General features: G+C 70.4%; 13 protein-coding genes and 3 pseudogenes. 9 read left to right on the forward strand and 7 right to left on the reverse strand.

Features of this window, described 5'->3' with window-relative positions; genetic code table 11:
* Positions 1 to 2: 2 nt before the first annotated feature.
* On the reverse strand, positions 3 to 1055 hold the full coding sequence (locus ACIP93_RS24825; protein ID WP_401761798.1) for a glucose 1-dehydrogenase: 1053 nt from the start codon (positions 1053 to 1055) through the stop codon (positions 3 to 5).
* A gap of 254 nt (positions 1056 to 1309) precedes the next feature.
* On the opposite strand from ACIP93_RS24825, the gene ACIP93_RS24830 reads away from it, so the two are divergent.
* Positions 1310 to 2113 carry an N-acetylmuramoyl-L-alanine amidase gene (locus ACIP93_RS24830; RefSeq protein ID WP_401761800.1) on the forward strand — a complete coding sequence of 268 codons (804 nt, stop codon included), beginning with the start codon at positions 1310 to 1312 and terminating at the stop codon, positions 2111 to 2113.
* A 120-nt stretch (positions 2114 to 2233) separates the two neighbouring features.
* On the opposite strand, the gene ACIP93_RS24835 is transcribed toward ACIP93_RS24830, so the two are convergent.
* Positions 2234 to 3538: a glycosyltransferase gene (locus ACIP93_RS24835; RefSeq protein ID WP_401761802.1), complete on the reverse strand. Its 1305-nt coding sequence runs from the start codon at positions 3536 to 3538 to the stop codon at positions 2234 to 2236.
* Positions 3539 to 3750: 212 nt separating this feature from the next.
* A complete protein-coding gene (locus tag ACIP93_RS24840) occupies positions 3751 to 4347 on the reverse strand; it encodes a TetR/AcrR family transcriptional regulator (RefSeq protein WP_401761803.1) in 597 nt (198 codons plus the stop codon).
* Between the two features lie 344 nt (positions 4348 to 4691).
* Between ACIP93_RS24840 and ACIP93_RS24845 the strand changes: the two genes are divergently transcribed.
* The gene (locus ACIP93_RS24845) at positions 4692 to 5546 is read left to right on the forward strand and encodes an alpha/beta hydrolase (RefSeq protein WP_401761805.1); all 855 of its coding nucleotides are present in this window, start codon (positions 4692 to 4694) and stop codon (positions 5544 to 5546) included.
* Positions 5547 to 5895: 349 nt separating this feature from the next.
* Here ACIP93_RS24845 and ACIP93_RS24850 read toward each other — a convergent pair whose 3' ends face one another.
* Together ACIP93_RS24850 and ACIP93_RS24855 are read right to left on the reverse strand one after the other, a co-directional pair.
* Positions 5896 to 6537 (reverse strand): maleylpyruvate isomerase N-terminal domain-containing protein, encoded by a 642-nt coding sequence (locus ACIP93_RS24850; RefSeq protein WP_401761807.1) that lies wholly within the window; start codon positions 6535 to 6537, stop codon positions 5896 to 5898.
* Between the two features lie 271 nt (positions 6538 to 6808).
* Complete coding sequence (locus tag ACIP93_RS24855) at positions 6809 to 9247, reverse strand: polysaccharide lyase 8 family protein (protein WP_401761809.1); 2439 nt, start codon at positions 9245 to 9247, stop codon at positions 6809 to 6811.
* A 237-nt stretch (positions 9248 to 9484) separates the two neighbouring features.
* Here ACIP93_RS24855 and ACIP93_RS24860 point away from each other — a divergent pair, with 237 nt between their 5' ends.
* The 3 genes from ACIP93_RS24860 (at position 9485) to ACIP93_RS24870 (ending at position 11970) form a co-directional block, all read left to right on the forward strand.
* Entirely contained in the window at positions 9485 to 9856 is a 372-nt protein-coding gene (locus ACIP93_RS24860) for a hypothetical protein (RefSeq protein WP_401761811.1), read from the forward strand.
* A 651-nt stretch (positions 9857 to 10507) separates the two neighbouring features.
* On the forward strand, positions 10508 to 11005 hold the full coding sequence (locus ACIP93_RS24865; RefSeq protein WP_345227106.1) for a hypothetical protein: 498 nt from the start codon (positions 10508 to 10510) through the stop codon (positions 11003 to 11005).
* Between the two features lie 86 nt (positions 11006 to 11091).
* On the forward strand, positions 11092 to 11970 hold the full coding sequence (locus ACIP93_RS24870) for a hypothetical protein (protein ID WP_401761813.1): 879 nt from the start codon (positions 11092 to 11094) through the stop codon (positions 11968 to 11970).
* 455 nt (positions 11971 to 12425) lie between these two features.
* Here ACIP93_RS24870 and ACIP93_RS24875 read toward each other — a convergent pair.
* Positions 12426 to 12956, reverse strand: a pseudogene (locus tag ACIP93_RS24875) (phosphotransferase); the annotation flags it as partial.
* Positions 12957 to 13144: 188 nt separating this feature from the next.
* A complete protein-coding gene (locus ACIP93_RS24880) occupies positions 13145 to 13483 on the reverse strand; it encodes a MerR family transcriptional regulator (RefSeq protein WP_345227113.1) in 339 nt (112 codons plus the stop codon).
* A gap of 944 nt (positions 13484 to 14427) precedes the next feature.
* On the opposite strand from ACIP93_RS24880, the pseudogene ACIP93_RS24885 reads away from it, so the two are divergent.
* The 4 genes and pseudogenes from ACIP93_RS24885 to ACIP93_RS24900 all read left to right on the forward strand — a co-directional run.
* A pseudogene (locus ACIP93_RS24885) lies at positions 14428 to 14814 on the forward strand (ATP-binding protein); the annotation flags it as partial.
* A gap of 337 nt (positions 14815 to 15151) precedes the next feature.
* A pseudogene (locus ACIP93_RS24890) lies at positions 15152 to 15319 on the forward strand (serine/threonine protein kinase); the annotation flags it as partial.
* Between the two features lie 276 nt (positions 15320 to 15595).
* A complete protein-coding gene (locus ACIP93_RS24895; RefSeq protein WP_345227116.1) occupies positions 15596 to 15955 on the forward strand; it encodes a hypothetical protein in 360 nt (119 codons plus the stop codon).
* A gap of 173 nt (positions 15956 to 16128) precedes the next feature.
* Positions 16129 to 16473 (forward strand): STAS domain-containing protein, encoded by a 345-nt coding sequence (locus tag ACIP93_RS24900; protein WP_401761816.1) that lies wholly within the window; start codon positions 16129 to 16131, stop codon positions 16471 to 16473.
* Positions 16474 to 16940: the final 467 nt, after the last annotated feature.

A 16940-nucleotide genomic window follows, 5' to 3' on the forward strand; every position in this document is an offset into this window, starting at 1 on the left:
CGTCACTGCGTCAGGTCGACGACGACCTTGACGTCGTCGGGCCGGGACTCCAGTGCCTGGGCGGCCCGGTCCAGAGGGACCCGCCGGGTGATGAGCCGGTCGAGCCAGTCGCCGTCGGCCTGTGCCAGGGCCTCGGCGGCCTGCCGGAAGTGGCGCAGGTTGGCGTTGACGGAGCCGACGACCGCGTCGTTCTGCAGGACGATGTCCCGGTTGAGGGTGCCGGCGTCCACGGTGATGCCGCGCCCGGCGGGTGAGACGCCGGTCAGGCACACCACTCCGTAGGATGCGGTGCCGGACAGCGCCGCGAAGACCAGGTCGCTGGCTCCGGTGGCTTCGATGACGACGTCGGGGCAGAGCTTGGCCATCACGTGCCGGGCGTCGTCCGTGTGGTAGGTGGCGCCGACATCGCGGGCAAGGGAGGGCTTGGGGCCGTCCTTCACCTGGTCGAGGAGGTGTACGTCGAGTCCTCGCTGGGTTCCCAGCAGGGCGGCCAGCAACCCGATGGGGCCCGCTCCTGTGACCAGGACGCGCTGCGGCTCGAACCAGGAGCGGCCCCCGACACGTTCCACCTGCTCCCACGCCTTGGCCACCACCGAGGTCGGTTCCATGAGCACACCCGCCCGTTCCAGGCGGGGTTCCAGACGCACCGCGTAATCGGGTTCCACGCACCAGAACTGGGCGCCGAATCCGTCGAGTTCCTTGATCCCGCGTTCGGTGTAGCGTCCGTTGCGGCACATGTCGAACTCTTCCCTGGCGCACGCTCCGCAGGGCACGGGGTCGGGCCTGCGCACCACACCGGCCACCAGGTCGCCGACGGAGAACGAGCTGCCCGGTGGGGCCTGCTCGACCCGGCCCAGGGACTCGTGCCCCAGGACCATCCAGTCCCGGCCGGCCGGCGCCCATCCGTACTGGCCGCCGGCGAGCTCGTGGTCCGTCCCGCACACGCCCATCATCAGTCCGCGTACGAGGAGGTCGGTCCCGGTCGGGGAGGGCACGGGCAGATCGCGCACCCGCAGGGAGTTCCGCAGGCCGGGTTCTACCGTCAGCGCGCGCATCAGTGGCAGCCTCTCTCAGCTCGTGCCCCGGCCGGCATCGACTCTCGCGTACCACCCCACCGGACGTGCAAACGGGGTCCAGGCGTACGGGTACCGCTGCCCCGGCGCTCCACCTCGCTGTCGCACACCCGCTCGACCCAGGGGCCCCGCCCGGCCCGTGACGTACACCCGGCGGGCTCCGCGCACACCACCACTGTCACCCGTTTGATCGCGGGCGCCTACGAAATTCCTGATCAGGCGGCAGAGTGAGTCCCATGTGGCTTCGTCGAACAGCCGCGTGCGCCCTCACCGTGCCGCTGGCTCTCCTGTTGTTCCGCGACACCCCGGTACGGCTCTTCGCTGCGCAGCCGGCGCCGTTGTCCGGAGTTCAGCGGCCCGCGATCGTCAGCCGCGCGGAATGGCATGCCGACGAGGCCCTGGTGAAGGAAGTCGCGACGACGACGGGGACTGTGCAGACCGTCTTCATCCATCACACCGGGCACGCCAACGGATACTCCTGCGCCGACACCCCCGCGATGCTCCGGGCGATGGAGGAGTCACACATCCGCGACCAGGGCTGGGACGACATCGGCTACAACTTCGTCGTCGACCGCTGCGGCACCATCTACGAGGGCAGAGCAGGCAGCATCGGCCGCTCCGTGCTCGGCGCCCACACCACCGGTTTCAACGCCCACAGCGTCGGGATCGCGGCCCTCGGCACGTTCCACCCCGGCGTGCCGGGGTCCGATGCGCTGATCAAGGGGATCGCCAAGGTGGGCGCGTGGAAACTCGACAGGGCCGTCGACCCCCGGGGCCTGGTACGGATGGTTTCGACCAACGACGACAGCCTGTACCCGCGCGGTCAGGCCGTCTCCCTCCCCACCGTGGCGGGCCACCGCGACACCTATCAGACGCACTGCCCCGGCGACGCGCTCTACGCACAACTCCCTCTCATCCGGACGGAGATGGCCAGGCTTCGGAATTCGCACCGGCAGCAGCGGTCCGCGGACGGCGGCACGGGTGCATCCGACCACCGCGGGCACCTTCTCCGCGACCGGCACCCCTACCGCGCCGGGTGAGCGGAGGTGCCGCCCCGGGCGGGGCGTCGTGCCGGACCGGTCCAGCAGTCCAGACGTACGGCCGGAACGCCCCTGCCGCCTGCACGAAGCGGCGCCCCCGGCGGTTCCGGGAGGCGGGGGTCACCTCATCCGTTCCAGCGCGGAGGCAACGGGGGCCACGCCGTCCTCGCGTGCCAGCTGGTCGGCGATGTGCCGGGCGCGGGCACGGTATGCGGGGTCGGTGGTGGCCCGGCGCAGTGCGTCGCCCAGGGTCGCGGCGGTCAGGTGGCGCAGCGGAACGGACGCGGGGGCGGTGCCGAGGCCGACCAGGCGGGAGGCCCAGAAGAACGCGTCGAACTGCACGGGCACGGGCACGCAGGGCACTCCCGCACGCAGGGCGGAGCCGGTGGTGCCGGCGCCGGCGTGGTGGACGACAACGGCGGTGCGGGGGAACAGGGCGGAGTGCGGGACGTCCCCCACAGTGATCATGTCCTCCGCGACGACGTCCTCCCCGGCGAAGCCCTCCTGGGCGACGTCCTTCTTGGTGGCGTCCTCCTGGGCGACATCTTCCTTGGTGGCGTCGAGCCCTGCCCAACCGCGCTGGATGACTCCCCGCAGCCCGGCGGCACGGAGCGCGGCGACGATGTGGGCGCTGGTCCTGCGCGGGTCGGGCGCGGTGGCACTGCCCAGACCCACGTAGGCGGGCGGCGGGCCGGCCTGGAGGAAGTCCTCCAGTTCCGGGGGAAGTTGACGGATGGTGTCGTGGGTCCACCAGTAGCCGCAGATGTTCAGGCCGGGGCGCCAGTCGCGGGGGCGGGGCACCACCCGTTCGCTGAAGCCGTGCCACACCGGCCACCGCTGCCGCTCCCGTGCCCGCCGGGCGGCTGCCAGGCGGGTGGACGGCAGGCCGAATTCGGGGGCGAGAGTACGCGCGGCCCGCGCGAAGACGGTGTCGATGGCCGCGGCGACGGCGTTGCCGCTCCACCGGTTGCCCACCGGCCCCAGGGAGCGGTGGCCGGCGAGCATGGGCGGCGGGAACTCCCGTGTCCCGTGCAGGGGTTGCAGGAACAGCCCCATGCTGGGGCGGGAGAGCCCTTCCGCGATGGCGTATCCCAGCGGCGCCACCGCCCCACCGGCCAGGACGACGTCCGCGTCGCGTGCCGCGTCCACGAGCAGCGGCGTCATCTCCGTGGCCACGTCCCTGGCCAGAGCCGCCGCCTTCAGCAGCTTCCCGGCGCCGGACCGGCTCTCGTGCAGCCCACGGCCCTCCAGTGACTGCATCACCGCTCGGGGATCACCGGGCAGGGCGGCGAAGCGCACCCCGGACCCCGCCACGAGCGGCGCGAACGGACCGTGGGTCGCCAGCGTCACCTCGTACCCGGCACGGACCAGCCCGGCCCCCAGCCCGGTGAACGGAGCGACGTCCCCGCGCGAACCAGCCGTCATGATCACCACTCTCACACCCGCCAGCATGCCCCGGGGCAGCCCGGTTCAATGACCGGCGGCACGACATTCGGAGGGGTGATGGTCGGGCCGCCGTTCCGGGGGAGGCCGGTGAGCGGCTCGGTGCACACCGATCTGCCGTCGCCGGCAGCCGTGATCGACCGCCGCACGGCCACGCACTGCCACGCACGGCCCCGGGGCGGCCACGGACCTGCTCAACGCTCCCCACGTGACCGCGTATCGGATCGCCCCCTTCTCATGCGCAGGATCAAGGCGACCGCGTCCTGCGAGCAGGTGCCGGGCGTCAGCACTTCCTGCAGGAGGAGGCCGCGAATCGCGGCAATGGTGACGTCGGCCGTCTCCCGTGCTTCCTTCGTGCCGAGCCCTTCGCGTTCCGCGAGCGAGGACAGCACCGCGGTCAGGTCGTCGAGCGACTCCACGAACTCACGGAATGCCTCGGGCCCGTACGCGGCAAGACCGACGACGTAGAAGAAGCCGCGGGCACGCGACAGTTGCTCCGGCCGGGTGTAGGTACGCCAGATCGACAGCACCACATCGTCGAAAGTGCCCTGTCGGGCGGCCTCCAGAAGTGCCTCGTTGTCGCGCGATCGCTGCGCCTTGAGCAGGGCGGCCAGGACGCCCGAGAGCGAGCCGAAGTGGTACCGCAACAGGGCATGGCTGCTCTCGATCCGGGCGGCGACCTCACGGAGCGACATCTCCGGCGGGGGCAGGGCCTCGCCGAAGGCGTCGAGAAGCCGTGCCAGGAGTCGCTCGCGCGCGCTGCCCCTGCGTTCCGAGGTTGACAGGATCACCCCCACAGTTTATCCATTGGAAAAGAAGGAAGGGTGGTTCCGTATCGCTGCGCACATGGTCGCAGTCGGCTCGCAGCGCCGGAGGATCGACCGCGGCGCCTGTTCGGGCAGTCGGCACGGCGGTCGTCGGCGGGCGGGGTGTCGTCCCCGCGGCCTCGACGTCCCCACCGAGCCGGCGACGTCGACCTCCCTCCCCTCCACGAAGCGTCCGTGCCCCCCTTGGCGTCTCCAGCACGATGTTTCCGCCCCCGCCCAAGCCGTCCGCGTCACCGCGTCAACCACGCCGTCCTCGTCACCCATGCCGTCCGCGTCACCCGGGCCGGCCACACCGCAAAGGACCACAGATGAGCACCATGTGGCAGGGCTGCCTCGCCCACACCGACTACTTCGAGATGCGCTCCGGCGGCGGGCACGACTACGGCGTCTGGGTCACCACACCACCGCATTACGACCCGGCCACGGCGAAGGCACCCGTCGTGTACGTGCTCGACGGCAACTGGGCCGTGGGCATGACCGCCCCGCTCATCGTCACGCAACTGGACCCGATGCAGTCGATCCAGCCCTACATCCAGGTCAGCGTGGGGTACGCGGGCGAAGAAGCGGAGCACTGGGACCGGCTGCGCAACCGCGACCTCGTGCCCCCCGGCGAACCCGTCGCTAAGGAGTACGTCGATGCGGTGGAGCTGGGGGTCGAGAGGGGCACGACGACTCGCGAGCAAGCCGATTCCCAGCTCGCCGAACTGCGCGACAGCCGCGGGGACGTGTTCCTGGACTTCCTCACCGACGAACTCCACCCGCGGATCGAACGCGACTACGGCACCGCCCCGTCCGGTCACGGCCTCTTCGGCTATTCCTATGGCGGACTCTTCAGTCTCTACGCCTGGCTCACCCGCAGCACCTTCTTCGACAGCATCGGCGCGGGCAGCCCGGGCATCGTCCATCCGGACAGCCAGGTGTTCGCTCGTCTGGAGGCAAGGGGAGACGACCTGCCCGCCACCAAGCTGCACGTGACGTTCAATGAACGGGAGATCCTCGGGGACATGGCGGTCTACCAGAATCTCGCGACGAACACGGCCACGTTCCTGCACCGCCTCACCTCGCGCAACGCATCCGTCACCAGTGCGCTCATGCACGAAACGCACGTGACCGGACTCCAGGCATCATTCCTCAGCTACCTCAGGACCTGCCGGGCCCAGTAGATCTGGACGCCTCGCCGTTCGGCGGCCCACGCCGGAACCGGCAGCGCGTCCCGCACCACCGCCCACTGGGTATCCGTCGTGTCCGACGGATACCACCGCGCCCTGCCCGGACGGTCAGCAGCGTTCCCGAACCGATGCGCGAGGCAATCGCGCGCCGACACGCGGGAGTTGGACGGGACCCGCACCGTCACGCAAGACTGGGACCACAGGGCCTCCATGGTGCACGAGTGGCGTCGCAACCCCGAGCTGCCAAGGGGCCCCGTCTTCATACATCCACCCCGTCAAGATCACCCGACCAGGGGCCCTGTTCGATCAGGACCGCCCTCATGATCGACAGGAATACGGCTTCTCACAGCACGCGCAAAGCCTGGTCGGTGTCACGTTCACGCCTGGCGAGCGCATGCAGTACGGCCTGATCGCCGTGCCGGTCACGGGCGGCTGCGACAAGGACATCGACTGCGACGGCGAGCGTGGCTTCGGGCGTCTGGCAGTGAGCGCCCACGCTGAGAACCAGGTCATCAAGGTGCACTGCCAATTCGACGCATCGGGTTTGGAGGTAGCCATCGAGCAGCATTTCCTCTCCAGGCCGGTGGAGGATGGCCACTCGCCGATCGGCTGGCTCTTGGTCCAGCCGTTGTGCCAGCCTTTGCCATGCAGCGCGCGCCTGCTCAGCCACGGCGGCGGGGCCGACGGCTGCCGTCTCCTCGCTCCGCGCGCGCACACCGACGTTGAGTGCGGAGCCCGGCATGGACGTGCCGACGAGCCGCGCGTAGTAGCGCACTGGCGATACCGGCTCCGTGCCCGCTGTCTTGCCGTCGAGAAACCATTCGACCTGCAGGACGCTGCGCGCAAGGTGACCGGCCAGTCCACCAACCGTCATCCCCGGCAGCACTGACTCCTTGTCCCAGCGGCGCGCCACCTCTTCCGTGGCCAGCAGGTGCACGGCCCGCTCGGCGCCCAGCAGGTATGCCTTGCGTATCTCCTTGGTCATGCGAGGCATCCTGCCCGCATCAAGATCGTCACAGCCGAGGCGTCCATATGATGGATTGTCTGACCAAGATATGGACGAGCGGTCGGTGGGGCCAAAGTCCCGTCGTTGTCTGCGAGGTACCGGATCGCGTCGACCATGCGCGCCCGACCAAGGATCACCCGACGGGGCAGTCGCAAACGAACCCATCCCTTCCTCCACGCCCGGCAGCCCTGCGCAGGACACCTCCTCACCCGGCCCGTCCTGCCGGGCGGGCTCCTGCCCCCGTACGCACTCAGGCCACCCGGACCACCGCGGTGTGCACGGCGCCGCGCGTGCCCGGGGAGACCCGGAGCGTGAGCGCGGCTCCCGTCGACACCACCTGCACCGCCGGGTCCAGGGAGACGACGGCGGAGACCGGCCGGTCCCATGTGAGGTCGACGGCGGCGCCGTCGCGCAGCGGGCCCGAGACGCACACCGTGGCCGTCCGCGGCTCCTCGCGGACCGTCACCGAGGCCGGTGTGCCGACGGTGAGGTCTCCCACGCTGCCCGGATTCCAGAAGTTGACCCCGGTGAAGCCGCGCGAGGGCACACGCACGCCCTGCTGGTCGCCGGTGTTGGCGAGGACGGTGAGCCAGTCGGGGTCCGCCGAGCGAGCTGCTGTCCGCGCCGCAGAGGCACCGGGCATGAGCAGGTAGGAGTACGTGTCCCAGGTGGGGTCCGGGCCGTGGTCGAACCAGAGGGAGAGATAGCGGCGGGTGACGGGGTCGGAGGAAGCGCCCCGGTTGATGTCCGACCACGCGCCCGTGCGCGCCTGGCGCAGGGCCTTCAGCGAGACGGGGGCGCCGCCCGGGAAGACGTATCCCGCGTGTCCGGCCAGGTGCGCCCACCGTGCGCCGCCGAGAGAGGCGCTCCAGCCGAGCGTGCCGGGTTGCGTCCGGCCGTCGACGGTGAACGCGTGCACCCCGCCGGCCCCCAGGTTGCGGTTCTCCACGACGGACTCGACGCCGTGCCCGTCACGCGCGTGGATGCCCGCCCCCAGGCAGACGACCGTGTCGTCGAGCAGGAACCAGGACTTCTTGGCGAGCAGGGTGGAGGACAGCCCCTTGAGGTACTGCCCGACGGAGGCGTACGTGCCGTCCGTCGACCCGCCGACCCAGCGGACGTCCGGCCTGGCCGCCCCCCAGGCGCCTCCCTCCGCATCCGCGAGCGGCTTGCGGGAGGCGGTGGTGCCGGGCAGGCGATGGGGGTCCACGGTCGCCCAGAAGTCGTCGCTGTACTGGCCGTTGGCGAAGTCGTCCCCCCACCAGTAGAGCATTCCCGAACCGCTGTGCCAGCCACGCAGGTTCTCGCCGTTGCCGTTCTCGTAGTACGAGATCCGGCGGGAGGCCATGGAGAGGCAGGCCGCCCATCCGTCGCCCCGGTGCACGGCGCGGTCCATGCCCGGGAAGAGCCGGTGGCCGACCGGTTCCGCAGTCGCCGCGGCGTCGCTCCCGGCGACTTCGGCAAGACGCGCGAGCGCGGCTACGGGCAGCCCGGGCCGCGTGAGCGCGGGACTGTAGTACTGGCGGGCGAGCCAGCCCTTGACCATGCCGTACCAGCGATCCCGCTCCGCGGTGGAGGCGCTCTGCGCGAGCAGCGCGATGCCCGCGAGGATCGACTGGCCCCGCAGTTGGTCGTCCTGGCGGACACCGCTGTCGGCCGCCTTCGCCCCACGGCTCACGGCCCGCCCCGAAACGGCGTCCATGGCCAGCCCGTTGAAGAGGAACGGCGCGTACGCCTTCTCCACCGAGTCGAACACGATCTGCCGGTTGCCGTCCCGCACCTCCCATGCCGACCCTTCGAGCAGTGCGAACAGCAGGGAGAGCCCGCCGAGCATCACCGACCCGTACGAGCCCGCGTACGGGATGTGGCTGTGCTGGATGAAACTGCCGTCGGCGTACAGCCCGTCCCCACTGGTGACGTACGGGAAGACGGGGGAGAGCGCGTCGCGCGCGAGTGCGAGCTTCGCGGCCGAGGCGCCGACGGCTCCCCGCAGGGCCAGCACCCGGCACAGGTCCACGCGGTTGGCACCGGTGGAGGTGCCGGTGTACTGGGCGACCGCGCTGTCGGGCACGAAGTGGTCGACGGCGGCGCAGTGCTGTGCGACGCGGTCGGCACCGAGGTGCTCATGGAGCAGGACGTCGATGTCGAGCAGCGCCTGCGGAGCGCCGATCTGCCAGCTGTACCAGTTGCCGTACCGCGCCTGCCCCGCGTGATAGGCCTGCGCGTGCAGATGGTCGAGACCGGCCAGGATGTCGTCGCGCAGGACGCCGTCACCGGTGAGCCCGGTGCCGGGCTGGGCGTGTGCCTCGGCCAGCGTGCGCAGCCTGACGTAACTGAGGTGGAGGTTTCCGGAGTAGGTGTACGACTCCGGGTCCGTGTCCGGGGCGGGGTCGGCGTAGGGCAGGTCGGGCCACAGGGACCCGTCCCGGCGGACCATCGCGGCACGCAGGGCACGGGCGGTGTCGCCGAGTGCGGCCAGCCGGGAGACGAAGGGCTCGGCGGCCGGATCGAAACCCGAACCCAGTATCAGGGCACGCCACTTGGGCAGCAGGGCGCCGATCGCGTCGTCGGCGCCGGCCGCGGCGGCCGTATGCGTGGCGGGCGCGGAAACGGCGACCGCGGCACCGACGGCTGCGGCGCGCAGCAGACCGCGGCGGGAGAGGGGGGAAGCGGGGACGGCAGGAAGCATGGGCGAGGACACCTCGGGGGAAGGAGCTGTCGTGAAACCTGGAACCGCGCGTGGTGCAGCGATTTGTTTCATGCCGTCGATCGGCGCGTCAATGTGCTGTTCTGGTTTATTTCTTTTGATCGTTTGATCGAAAGAGCCCGCAAGCCACCACCCGGGGGTGTCCGGGCTCTGACCAGGGCCGTGGCGAAGGCCCCGAGCGCGGCGTCCACGGGCGTGTCCACGAGCACGAGGGGCGGCATGGCGAGGGACACACGGCGGGCAGCAGAGTGGGCGGGTGCGGCGCAGCGTGAGGACGGCGGGGCCGCCGGGTGGCCGCCGGAGGACGGCCGGCAGTGGCTGGCCGTACTCGCGCTGGGGCCCGGCCCGGTCGGTGGCGTCCTCTGCGTCCGGGACCACGGCACCGAGCGAGGCGACGTCCGGCTGCTGGGGGCCCTCTCGTACGTCGCGCCACTGCTGTCGACCGCCCTGCTGGTCGTGACCGGGCGGGCGGGGGCGAGTCGGCCCGTCGACGCCGCCGGTGCGTTGATCGCCAGGGGCGCCGTGCTCGCGTCCGCGGACATGCTGAGCTCCGTGTGCCGCCGGGGGGTGAGCCGGACCCGGCCGCCCTGAGGGCGCTCCGGACCCGGATGCCCGTTGCCGGCACCGTGGGCACGTACCTGAAGCTCCGGGCGCACGCGCTCGGTGTTCTCGGCGGCCCACTTGTTGGTCGCCATGGTCGCCTTCCCGTGCGATCAGCCGTTGTCGTAGTGGCGTACCACGTGGTCCTTCTGGAATTCCCACATCCTCGCGCCTGGCAGGGGCGTGACGGTGAAAGGTGAGTTGACGACACGGACGTCGAATCCGGCCAGCGGGCTTTGGCGATGATGCGCAGCAGCCCGATCGGGTGCCCGCCCGTTTCATGACGTCGAACGTGTCCAGGCCCAGCGCCCGGTAACCGCTTCCCCGCAGCGAGGGCCCCACGACGCGGGTGCAGGAGGGCACCAGAAGCAGCACGCGGGACGCCTCCCCCCGTTCGCGCGCCGCCGGGTGCCGGGGCGGGGCGGACCGGATCGGCGAGGTCGTCTCCGTCGGTGAGCACACCGCGGCGGGCCCACCAGAAATGCCGAACGCGGCACGGAACGGACCGAGTTGCCGGACGCAGCAACAGGGAATCCGGGTTGCCCGAAGATCGTCATGATGGTTGGGTCAGGGAGTCGGATGCCACGGGGCCGGGTTCCGCCCGGTCCGGGCGCCAGGAAACTCAATCGGGGAGAAATACACGTGCGGATACGTACAGGGGTGGCCTCGGCCGCCCTGGCAGGCCTGCTGACCGTCGCCATGACCGTTCCGGCGCAGGCCGCCGAGCGCGACATCCCGCAGGATGCGAACAGCTACAGCCTGGGCCAGGAGGAAGCGCGTGCCGCCGCCGGAGTGGGCGCGTTCGTCACCGGCGGCGACTACGTTCACTTCTCCCACACCGTGCAGAAGACCATCAACGCACACGGCTGGTGGAAGAAGCTGAGCGGGCCGGCCACCAAGGCCAAGGTCACGGTGTGGCTCCAGGTCAAGTCCGGTACCGGATGGCGGACGCTGAACGTCAAGTCCAAGAACGTCTACTCCGGCGGCGGCAGCGCCAAGCGCTCCCAGGCCGAGTGGAAGTGCACGAACCTCATCCAGAAGCACTCCTTCCGCAGCATCGTCGATGTCGACCTCATCGGCTACCCGGACGACGCGAACAGGAAGATCACCGACACCAAGTCGCTGTACTGTGGCGTCTGATTCGGGACTGTGAACGAGTGAACACGAGCTGACAGCGGCGCCGGAGAGGGGAAATCTCCGGCGCCGCCCGCTTTCCAGGAGCGCCTGTGATCCCACCCACCGTGATCGTCGGCCTGCACGGACGTCTCGTACGGCATCCGTGGTTCGACCGGGTACTGGAAGGAATCTCGGACGGGACCGATCCCGATTCCTCCCTCGAGGAGGACGTCCTCGGCCTCGTGATCGACCGGGCCGGGGCCTACGGCTGGCAGACGCTGAGCCGATGGCTGCACGAGGACGGACGGACCACCGCCCGGCACGAGCCCACTGCCTGGGCGCACGAGGAGGTCGGCGGCGACTGGACCGAGGACGGAGCGGTGCGCCAACTGGCCTGGCTCCAGGCGGGGTTCCTCGACGCTGCGCAGACCCCGGGTTCCTCAGTGCGGCTGCCTGTCCGGCCGATGACGCTGGTACTGACCGAGGTGCTGGAGCGAGTGGGCGAGGTGTCGTTCACCGGGCTGCACGCACTGCTGCCGTTGCAGGCGGCGCAGTACGACACGGCCTTCTTCCAGGGCGAGTTGGCCCCGTGGTTCGGTCTGGCGGATCCGGATTCCGCGTACGACGTGGCAGTGACCGTGTTTCGGGTGCCCGGCGGGGACGGCGGCCGGGGAGCGACGGTTGAGCAGGAGGCGGCCGCGGTCTGCGCCGGACTCGGGGACCTGGCGCAGGGGGCGGTGACCTGCACGACGCCGGGGACGAAGGCGGCCTCCGCGACCGAGGGGCCCGGGGCCGGGCTTGCCCTGGACCTCGACGGGGTACTGCACACGACGGGCATGCGCGAGGTGATGCGTCTGGACTGTCGTACGCGGGAGTGGACGCCCGACCTCGCCGTGTGGTTGCTGGAAGCCGTCACCGAGGGGCTGCGTGCGGCGGGCGGGGCGGTGCCGACGGTGGTCTCCGTTTCCCTGGCGTCCCCGTCACCCTGAGGCCGCGGCCCGACGGACGGGTGCAGGCCCGCATCCGACACGTGCGACGTCATCGGTTACGGGCGGCGTTGTGTGACACGGGCTCGGAGCTCGTGGGCCCGGCGAGGCAGGCGCACCGCATAGGCCGAGGGGGCGGGCGCATCGCGCGGAACCAAATGATCCGGATCCGCACCCCTGGTCGTTGTCAGCCCGTTCTGCCGGAGGAGAAGACGGTGATCTCGGAGAACGCGCGAGCCCCCTGTCCCGACGCGGGATGCTCCCCCTCGGAACCGGCGTGGTCCTGGCCACGGCCGTGTCCGCGAGCGCCCAGGGGTCCACCTCGCGTGGTGAGAAGGAAATCACGCGTCAGCTGCGGGACCTTGAGCAGCGGCACGCCGCGCGGCTGGGCGGCTGGGCGGCTGGGCGGCTGGGCGGCTGGGCCCTCAACACCACCACCGGCCACGAGGTGGGCCACCGCGCCGTATGGGGACCTGCTGGTCCAGGCGGGCCAGTAGGTCGCTGGGAGGTGTGTGCTGCTGGTCGGTGGGGAGGAACTGCGGGTTCACGGCGTCACGTACGACGACGTCGCGTGCCAGGGTGACCATGGTGTCCAGGCTCCGGTGGAACGGGCACTGTGACACGGGTACCTCGTGCAGTCGACGAATCGCATCCGCGACACTGTCCCAAGAGCGCCGCAGATCCTCGGCCGACACTTGACCAGCAGGAATGCCAGGGACAGCACTGGTCACCAGACAGGCTCCCGCATCAGTGTCGTACCAGTCGAGGGCGGCCGGTCCCGGTACTTCCTGGGCGCTCAGCCACTCGATCCGGTCATGCTCTGCCGCCAGGTTCGCCGCATCTACAGCGGGCATGCACTTCGCATACCGACGGGCGTCCGCACTGCGAAAGACGTGGGCCCCTGACTCGCCGGTGGTGACAGGCAGCCAGTCGCCGCCGATGCCGAGCAGTGCCGGTGACACGCCCCGTGGGCCCGAGTGATCGTCCATAGCGGTCGCCCTGTCCGTCACGGCGTTCCCCGCTGGGGGCCGGGCCTCCTGCCCGCGGCGAGCTTTGGGACGTCTGTGACGCGGCAAGGGCCGCGCGGGTTCTTCGAGTGTGACGGCGCTACCGCCACGGCTCCGCTGCTGGTTTCCTGCTGGGTTCGTTGCCTCCGCGCTCTGGTGCCGGCGGTTCCTCAGGCTGCGGGCGGGGAATTCACGGCTCCCGCAACATGGCGGTGTTCGGCGTTGATGCGCTGGGCTTCTTCGAGCTGGTCTTCGAGGATGATGATGCGGCAGGCGGCGTCGATGGGGGTGCCCTGGTCGACGAGCTCACGGGCGCGGGCGGCGATGCGCAGCTGGTAGCGGGAGTAGCGGCGGTGGCCGCCCTCGGAGCGCAGCGGGGTGATGAGGCGGGCGTCGCCCAGGGCGCGGAGGAAGCTCTGGGTGGTGCCGATCATGTCGGCGGCCCGTCCCATGGTGTAGGCGGGGTAATCGTCGTCATCGATTCTGTTGTAGGACGTCTCTGCTGTCACTGGCGCCTCTCCATGCAGCTTGGCGGGGTCATGCTGGAGGGGCCCGGCACCATGTGGCACCGGGCCCCGAAGGAACTGCTACACCATCTGCCGACCCTGGTACTGCGCCGGCCTTCTGTTTCCGTCCGTCCGACGTCCGTGCTGTCGGGGGTGCGGGGATCGCGGTTGCTTGACCTCAGACCACCTCACTTACGCGATGTCCTGCGGTACCCGGATTCTGCATTTCCGTCCGGGCGATCCTGATGGCGCTGGTGTTCCTCCGTTCATCCCTCTGGGATCACACAACTGAACTACTGGTACTGCGTACTGCTCGCGGCCTGGCAGAGCACCGCGTGGTGACCTGCAAAAGCGCCACGCTTCCGGCAGCCAGCCCCGTCGCCCTTCGTGCGCCTGCTCTGGCTTAGAACCCCACTGCCGGACCTCCCGGTGCGCGCGCCCGCAGCCGACGCCTTCACCGAGGTACTGCTGACCTACCTGCACTGCGAGGTACTGCGTACTGCATCTTCAGGTACTGCTGGTGGTGGCCCCTGATCACTGCGGGCCACCCGGTCCGATGGTCAGTTCCGTCGCCATCTGCCACTGACCGGCTTCGGAACTCCACCACCGCACCGCCTTGCAACTGCGGTACTGATGCCCGGCAGTTCGTTCCTGCCAGGCCCTGCTGTCTCTCTGGGCTACGAGAGAAACCATAACCACACTCACCACACAATGTCTACCGCGGCCAGTGGAGATTTTCGTTTTTCCGAGAGTGAGACAACCTGCGCTCTCCTCCGAGGGTGATGCGGTGTCAGGCAACCGCATCACGGGGCACCCCGTGGCGGTGAAGACGCTGTTCGGGGGCACACTGTCCCCCACCAGTACGGAGAGCTCTCCCGCCCGTGCGCACCTCCCGGAGAATGGCATGGACCCTGCCCTGCCCAGCGGAAGACACCCGTCGACAGGCCATGCGCCGCCGGGGGCATACGGTGAGCGGGATACTCCTGGCGTACGAGGACGTGGCGTGGTTCCGTGACGACCTGACGGCCGCCCACGGGGTGGCCTCCCGGCGGGTCGGGCTGAGTGAGCACCGCAGCGGTGAGGTCCGCGTGGCGCTTGCCGAAGCCACCTCGAACCTGAAGAAGCACGCCGTCGACGGGGCAGTCCTGCTACGCGTTGTGCGGACCGCCGAGCATGCCGGTGTCGAGTTCCTCGCCGTGGCCCGCGGGTCGGGCGTCACGGACACCGCCGCCTCGCTGCGCGACGGCCGCTCCACCGCCGGAACCCTGGGCATCGGTCTGGGAATGATCGCCCGGCTCGCCGACACCTTCGACCTCCACTCCCTGCCGGGACAGGGGACGGTGCTGCCGGCCCGGTTCTGGCCCCGCACCGTCCCCGGCCGGCCCGCACCGCCAGACGGAACGGCCACGCAGACGGCCGGCGGAATGACCCGGCCCGTCAGCGGAGAGCACGAGTGCGGAGACGGGTGGGCCGCCCGCTGGGACGGCATCGCACCCCGTACCCAGCCGACCGGGCTCCCGGCAAGTGGGGACCGGGCGTTGCTGGTGATGCTGTGCGACGGCCTCGGCCACGGCGCCTTGGCACGCACCGCGGCCCAGGCCGCCGTCCACGCCTTCCACACGGGCACGGGCCGCACCCCCCGAAGACATCGTCCAGGAGATCCATCGGGAACTGGGCAGCACGCGGGGTGCAGCGGTTGCCGTGGCGCACATCGAGCCCGCCGTCGGGGAGGTGTCGTTCTGCGGGGTCGGCAACAACAGCGCCGCAATCATCACGGGCACCTCCAAGACCGGCCTGGTGTCCATGCCCGGGACCGCGGGAGGCGAGATGTACCTCCTGCGCACCTTCACCCACCCGCTGCCGCCCGGCAGCGCGCTGGTCCTGCACTCAGACGGCCTCTCCGCCCGGTGGCCCCCCGCACCCTTCCCGGAGTGCTCGACCACTCCCCCACCGTCATCGCCGCGCACCTGCTGCGCAGCGTCGGCAAACACCACGACGACGCGATAGTCACCGTCATCAAGGGGCTGTGGTGAGAACTGCTGGCGGCCGGACGGGGGCTGCTCCGGTGGGGCGGTGCTGTGACCAACGGTCCGGCCCGTGCATACAATCTGCCTCATGCCGAAGCATGATGAGCTGCTCGTGAACATCGCGGCCCTGGTGGAGTCCGGGCAGAGCAACCAGATGTCCCTGACCGTGGTTGCCGGAGGTGCCGTCATCACCGGCCGCCTGGCCCCCGAAGCGGTCTGGAGGGCCAGGGTCGCGGAGGTCCTCACCGACTCCGACCAGTTGGGCGCGTTCGCCGCCGTCTTCGAAACCCCCGTAAAGGAAGACGGGCCGCCGGCCCATCTGCACTTCCACGTCGCCCGCATCCTGCAGGGCACGACCGGTATTCCGGAAACCGGCGGAATGTACCGGGTCGCAATCGACGACATCAGTGCCTGGACCGTCGGCGACTTCAGCTACTCCGACCACTGAGCACCCGACTGCGCGACGCCGCCGCTGTCACGCGGGCCTGCCCTCAGTGCACCAGCGCTCCGGTATGCGGCAATCTGCTCACCCGCCGCAGTCCACACCTGCGGATAACGGTCAGGGGCAGGGGCGGTCTCGGTCGCAGTAGTCATAGTGCTGCGATGTTCGAGGAACCTCCAGTGACCGCGCGCGTACGCCAGGGCAGCGGATGCTGGGTGATCAGCATCGCGGGACACGCCCACTACGCCGACGAAGACGCCCTCAACTCCGCCCTGAAGACGACGATCGGCACGGTGCTGCCCGCCGTCATCATCGACGTGTCCGCGCTGGTGTGCTCCGGTGCCTCCTTCCTGCACTGGCTCCTCACCGCCCGCCGCACCCACCAATACACCGACACCCACCTCATCCTGGCCGGCCCCCTCCACTCCGCCCTCCGCAACCGGCTCAACACCACCGGTCTCACACCCCACTTCACCCTCGCCGACGACCTCCAAGCCGCCCTCAACCTGGCCGCGCACCCGTAGCCCGCCAGCACGGCACGGGAAAGACGTGAAGACCGCCACAGGTGTGCGTACCGCTGCTGGGGCACGTCGCACGTCCCGTGGCAATGACCATCGAGCGCCTGGATGCTCAGGGGCTGCATTGGCCACAGCTGGGCCAGGTCTGTGATGCCGTGTCTTCCAGCTCGCCACGGCACACCGTGGCTCGGGCAGCACGAGACCCTGGTTCTCCTGGAGAGGATGGAGACCGACCCGTTCGCTCTGCGCGGCCGACGGGACGAGGAGGAAGAGGCTGTCCTGCTGGACGGGATCGGCGACACCCTGCTGGTGCGGGAGTGGACGCGGGAGAACGCCCGCTTCCTTACGGAGGGCGGGACCGGGCACGGCGAGGCGTACGGGGCGCTGCGCGCGTTGTCCGCGGTGTGCGCCGGTCGAGGCGCGGCGGCCGGACGCCGCGGAGGTCGGGGTGGTCGCGGTCCTCGCCGTCGTCG

It is taken from the genome of Streptomyces sp. NPDC088745 (assembly GCF_044751045.1).
Lineage (GTDB): Bacteria > Actinomycetota > Actinomycetes > Streptomycetales > Streptomycetaceae > Streptomyces > Streptomyces cremeus.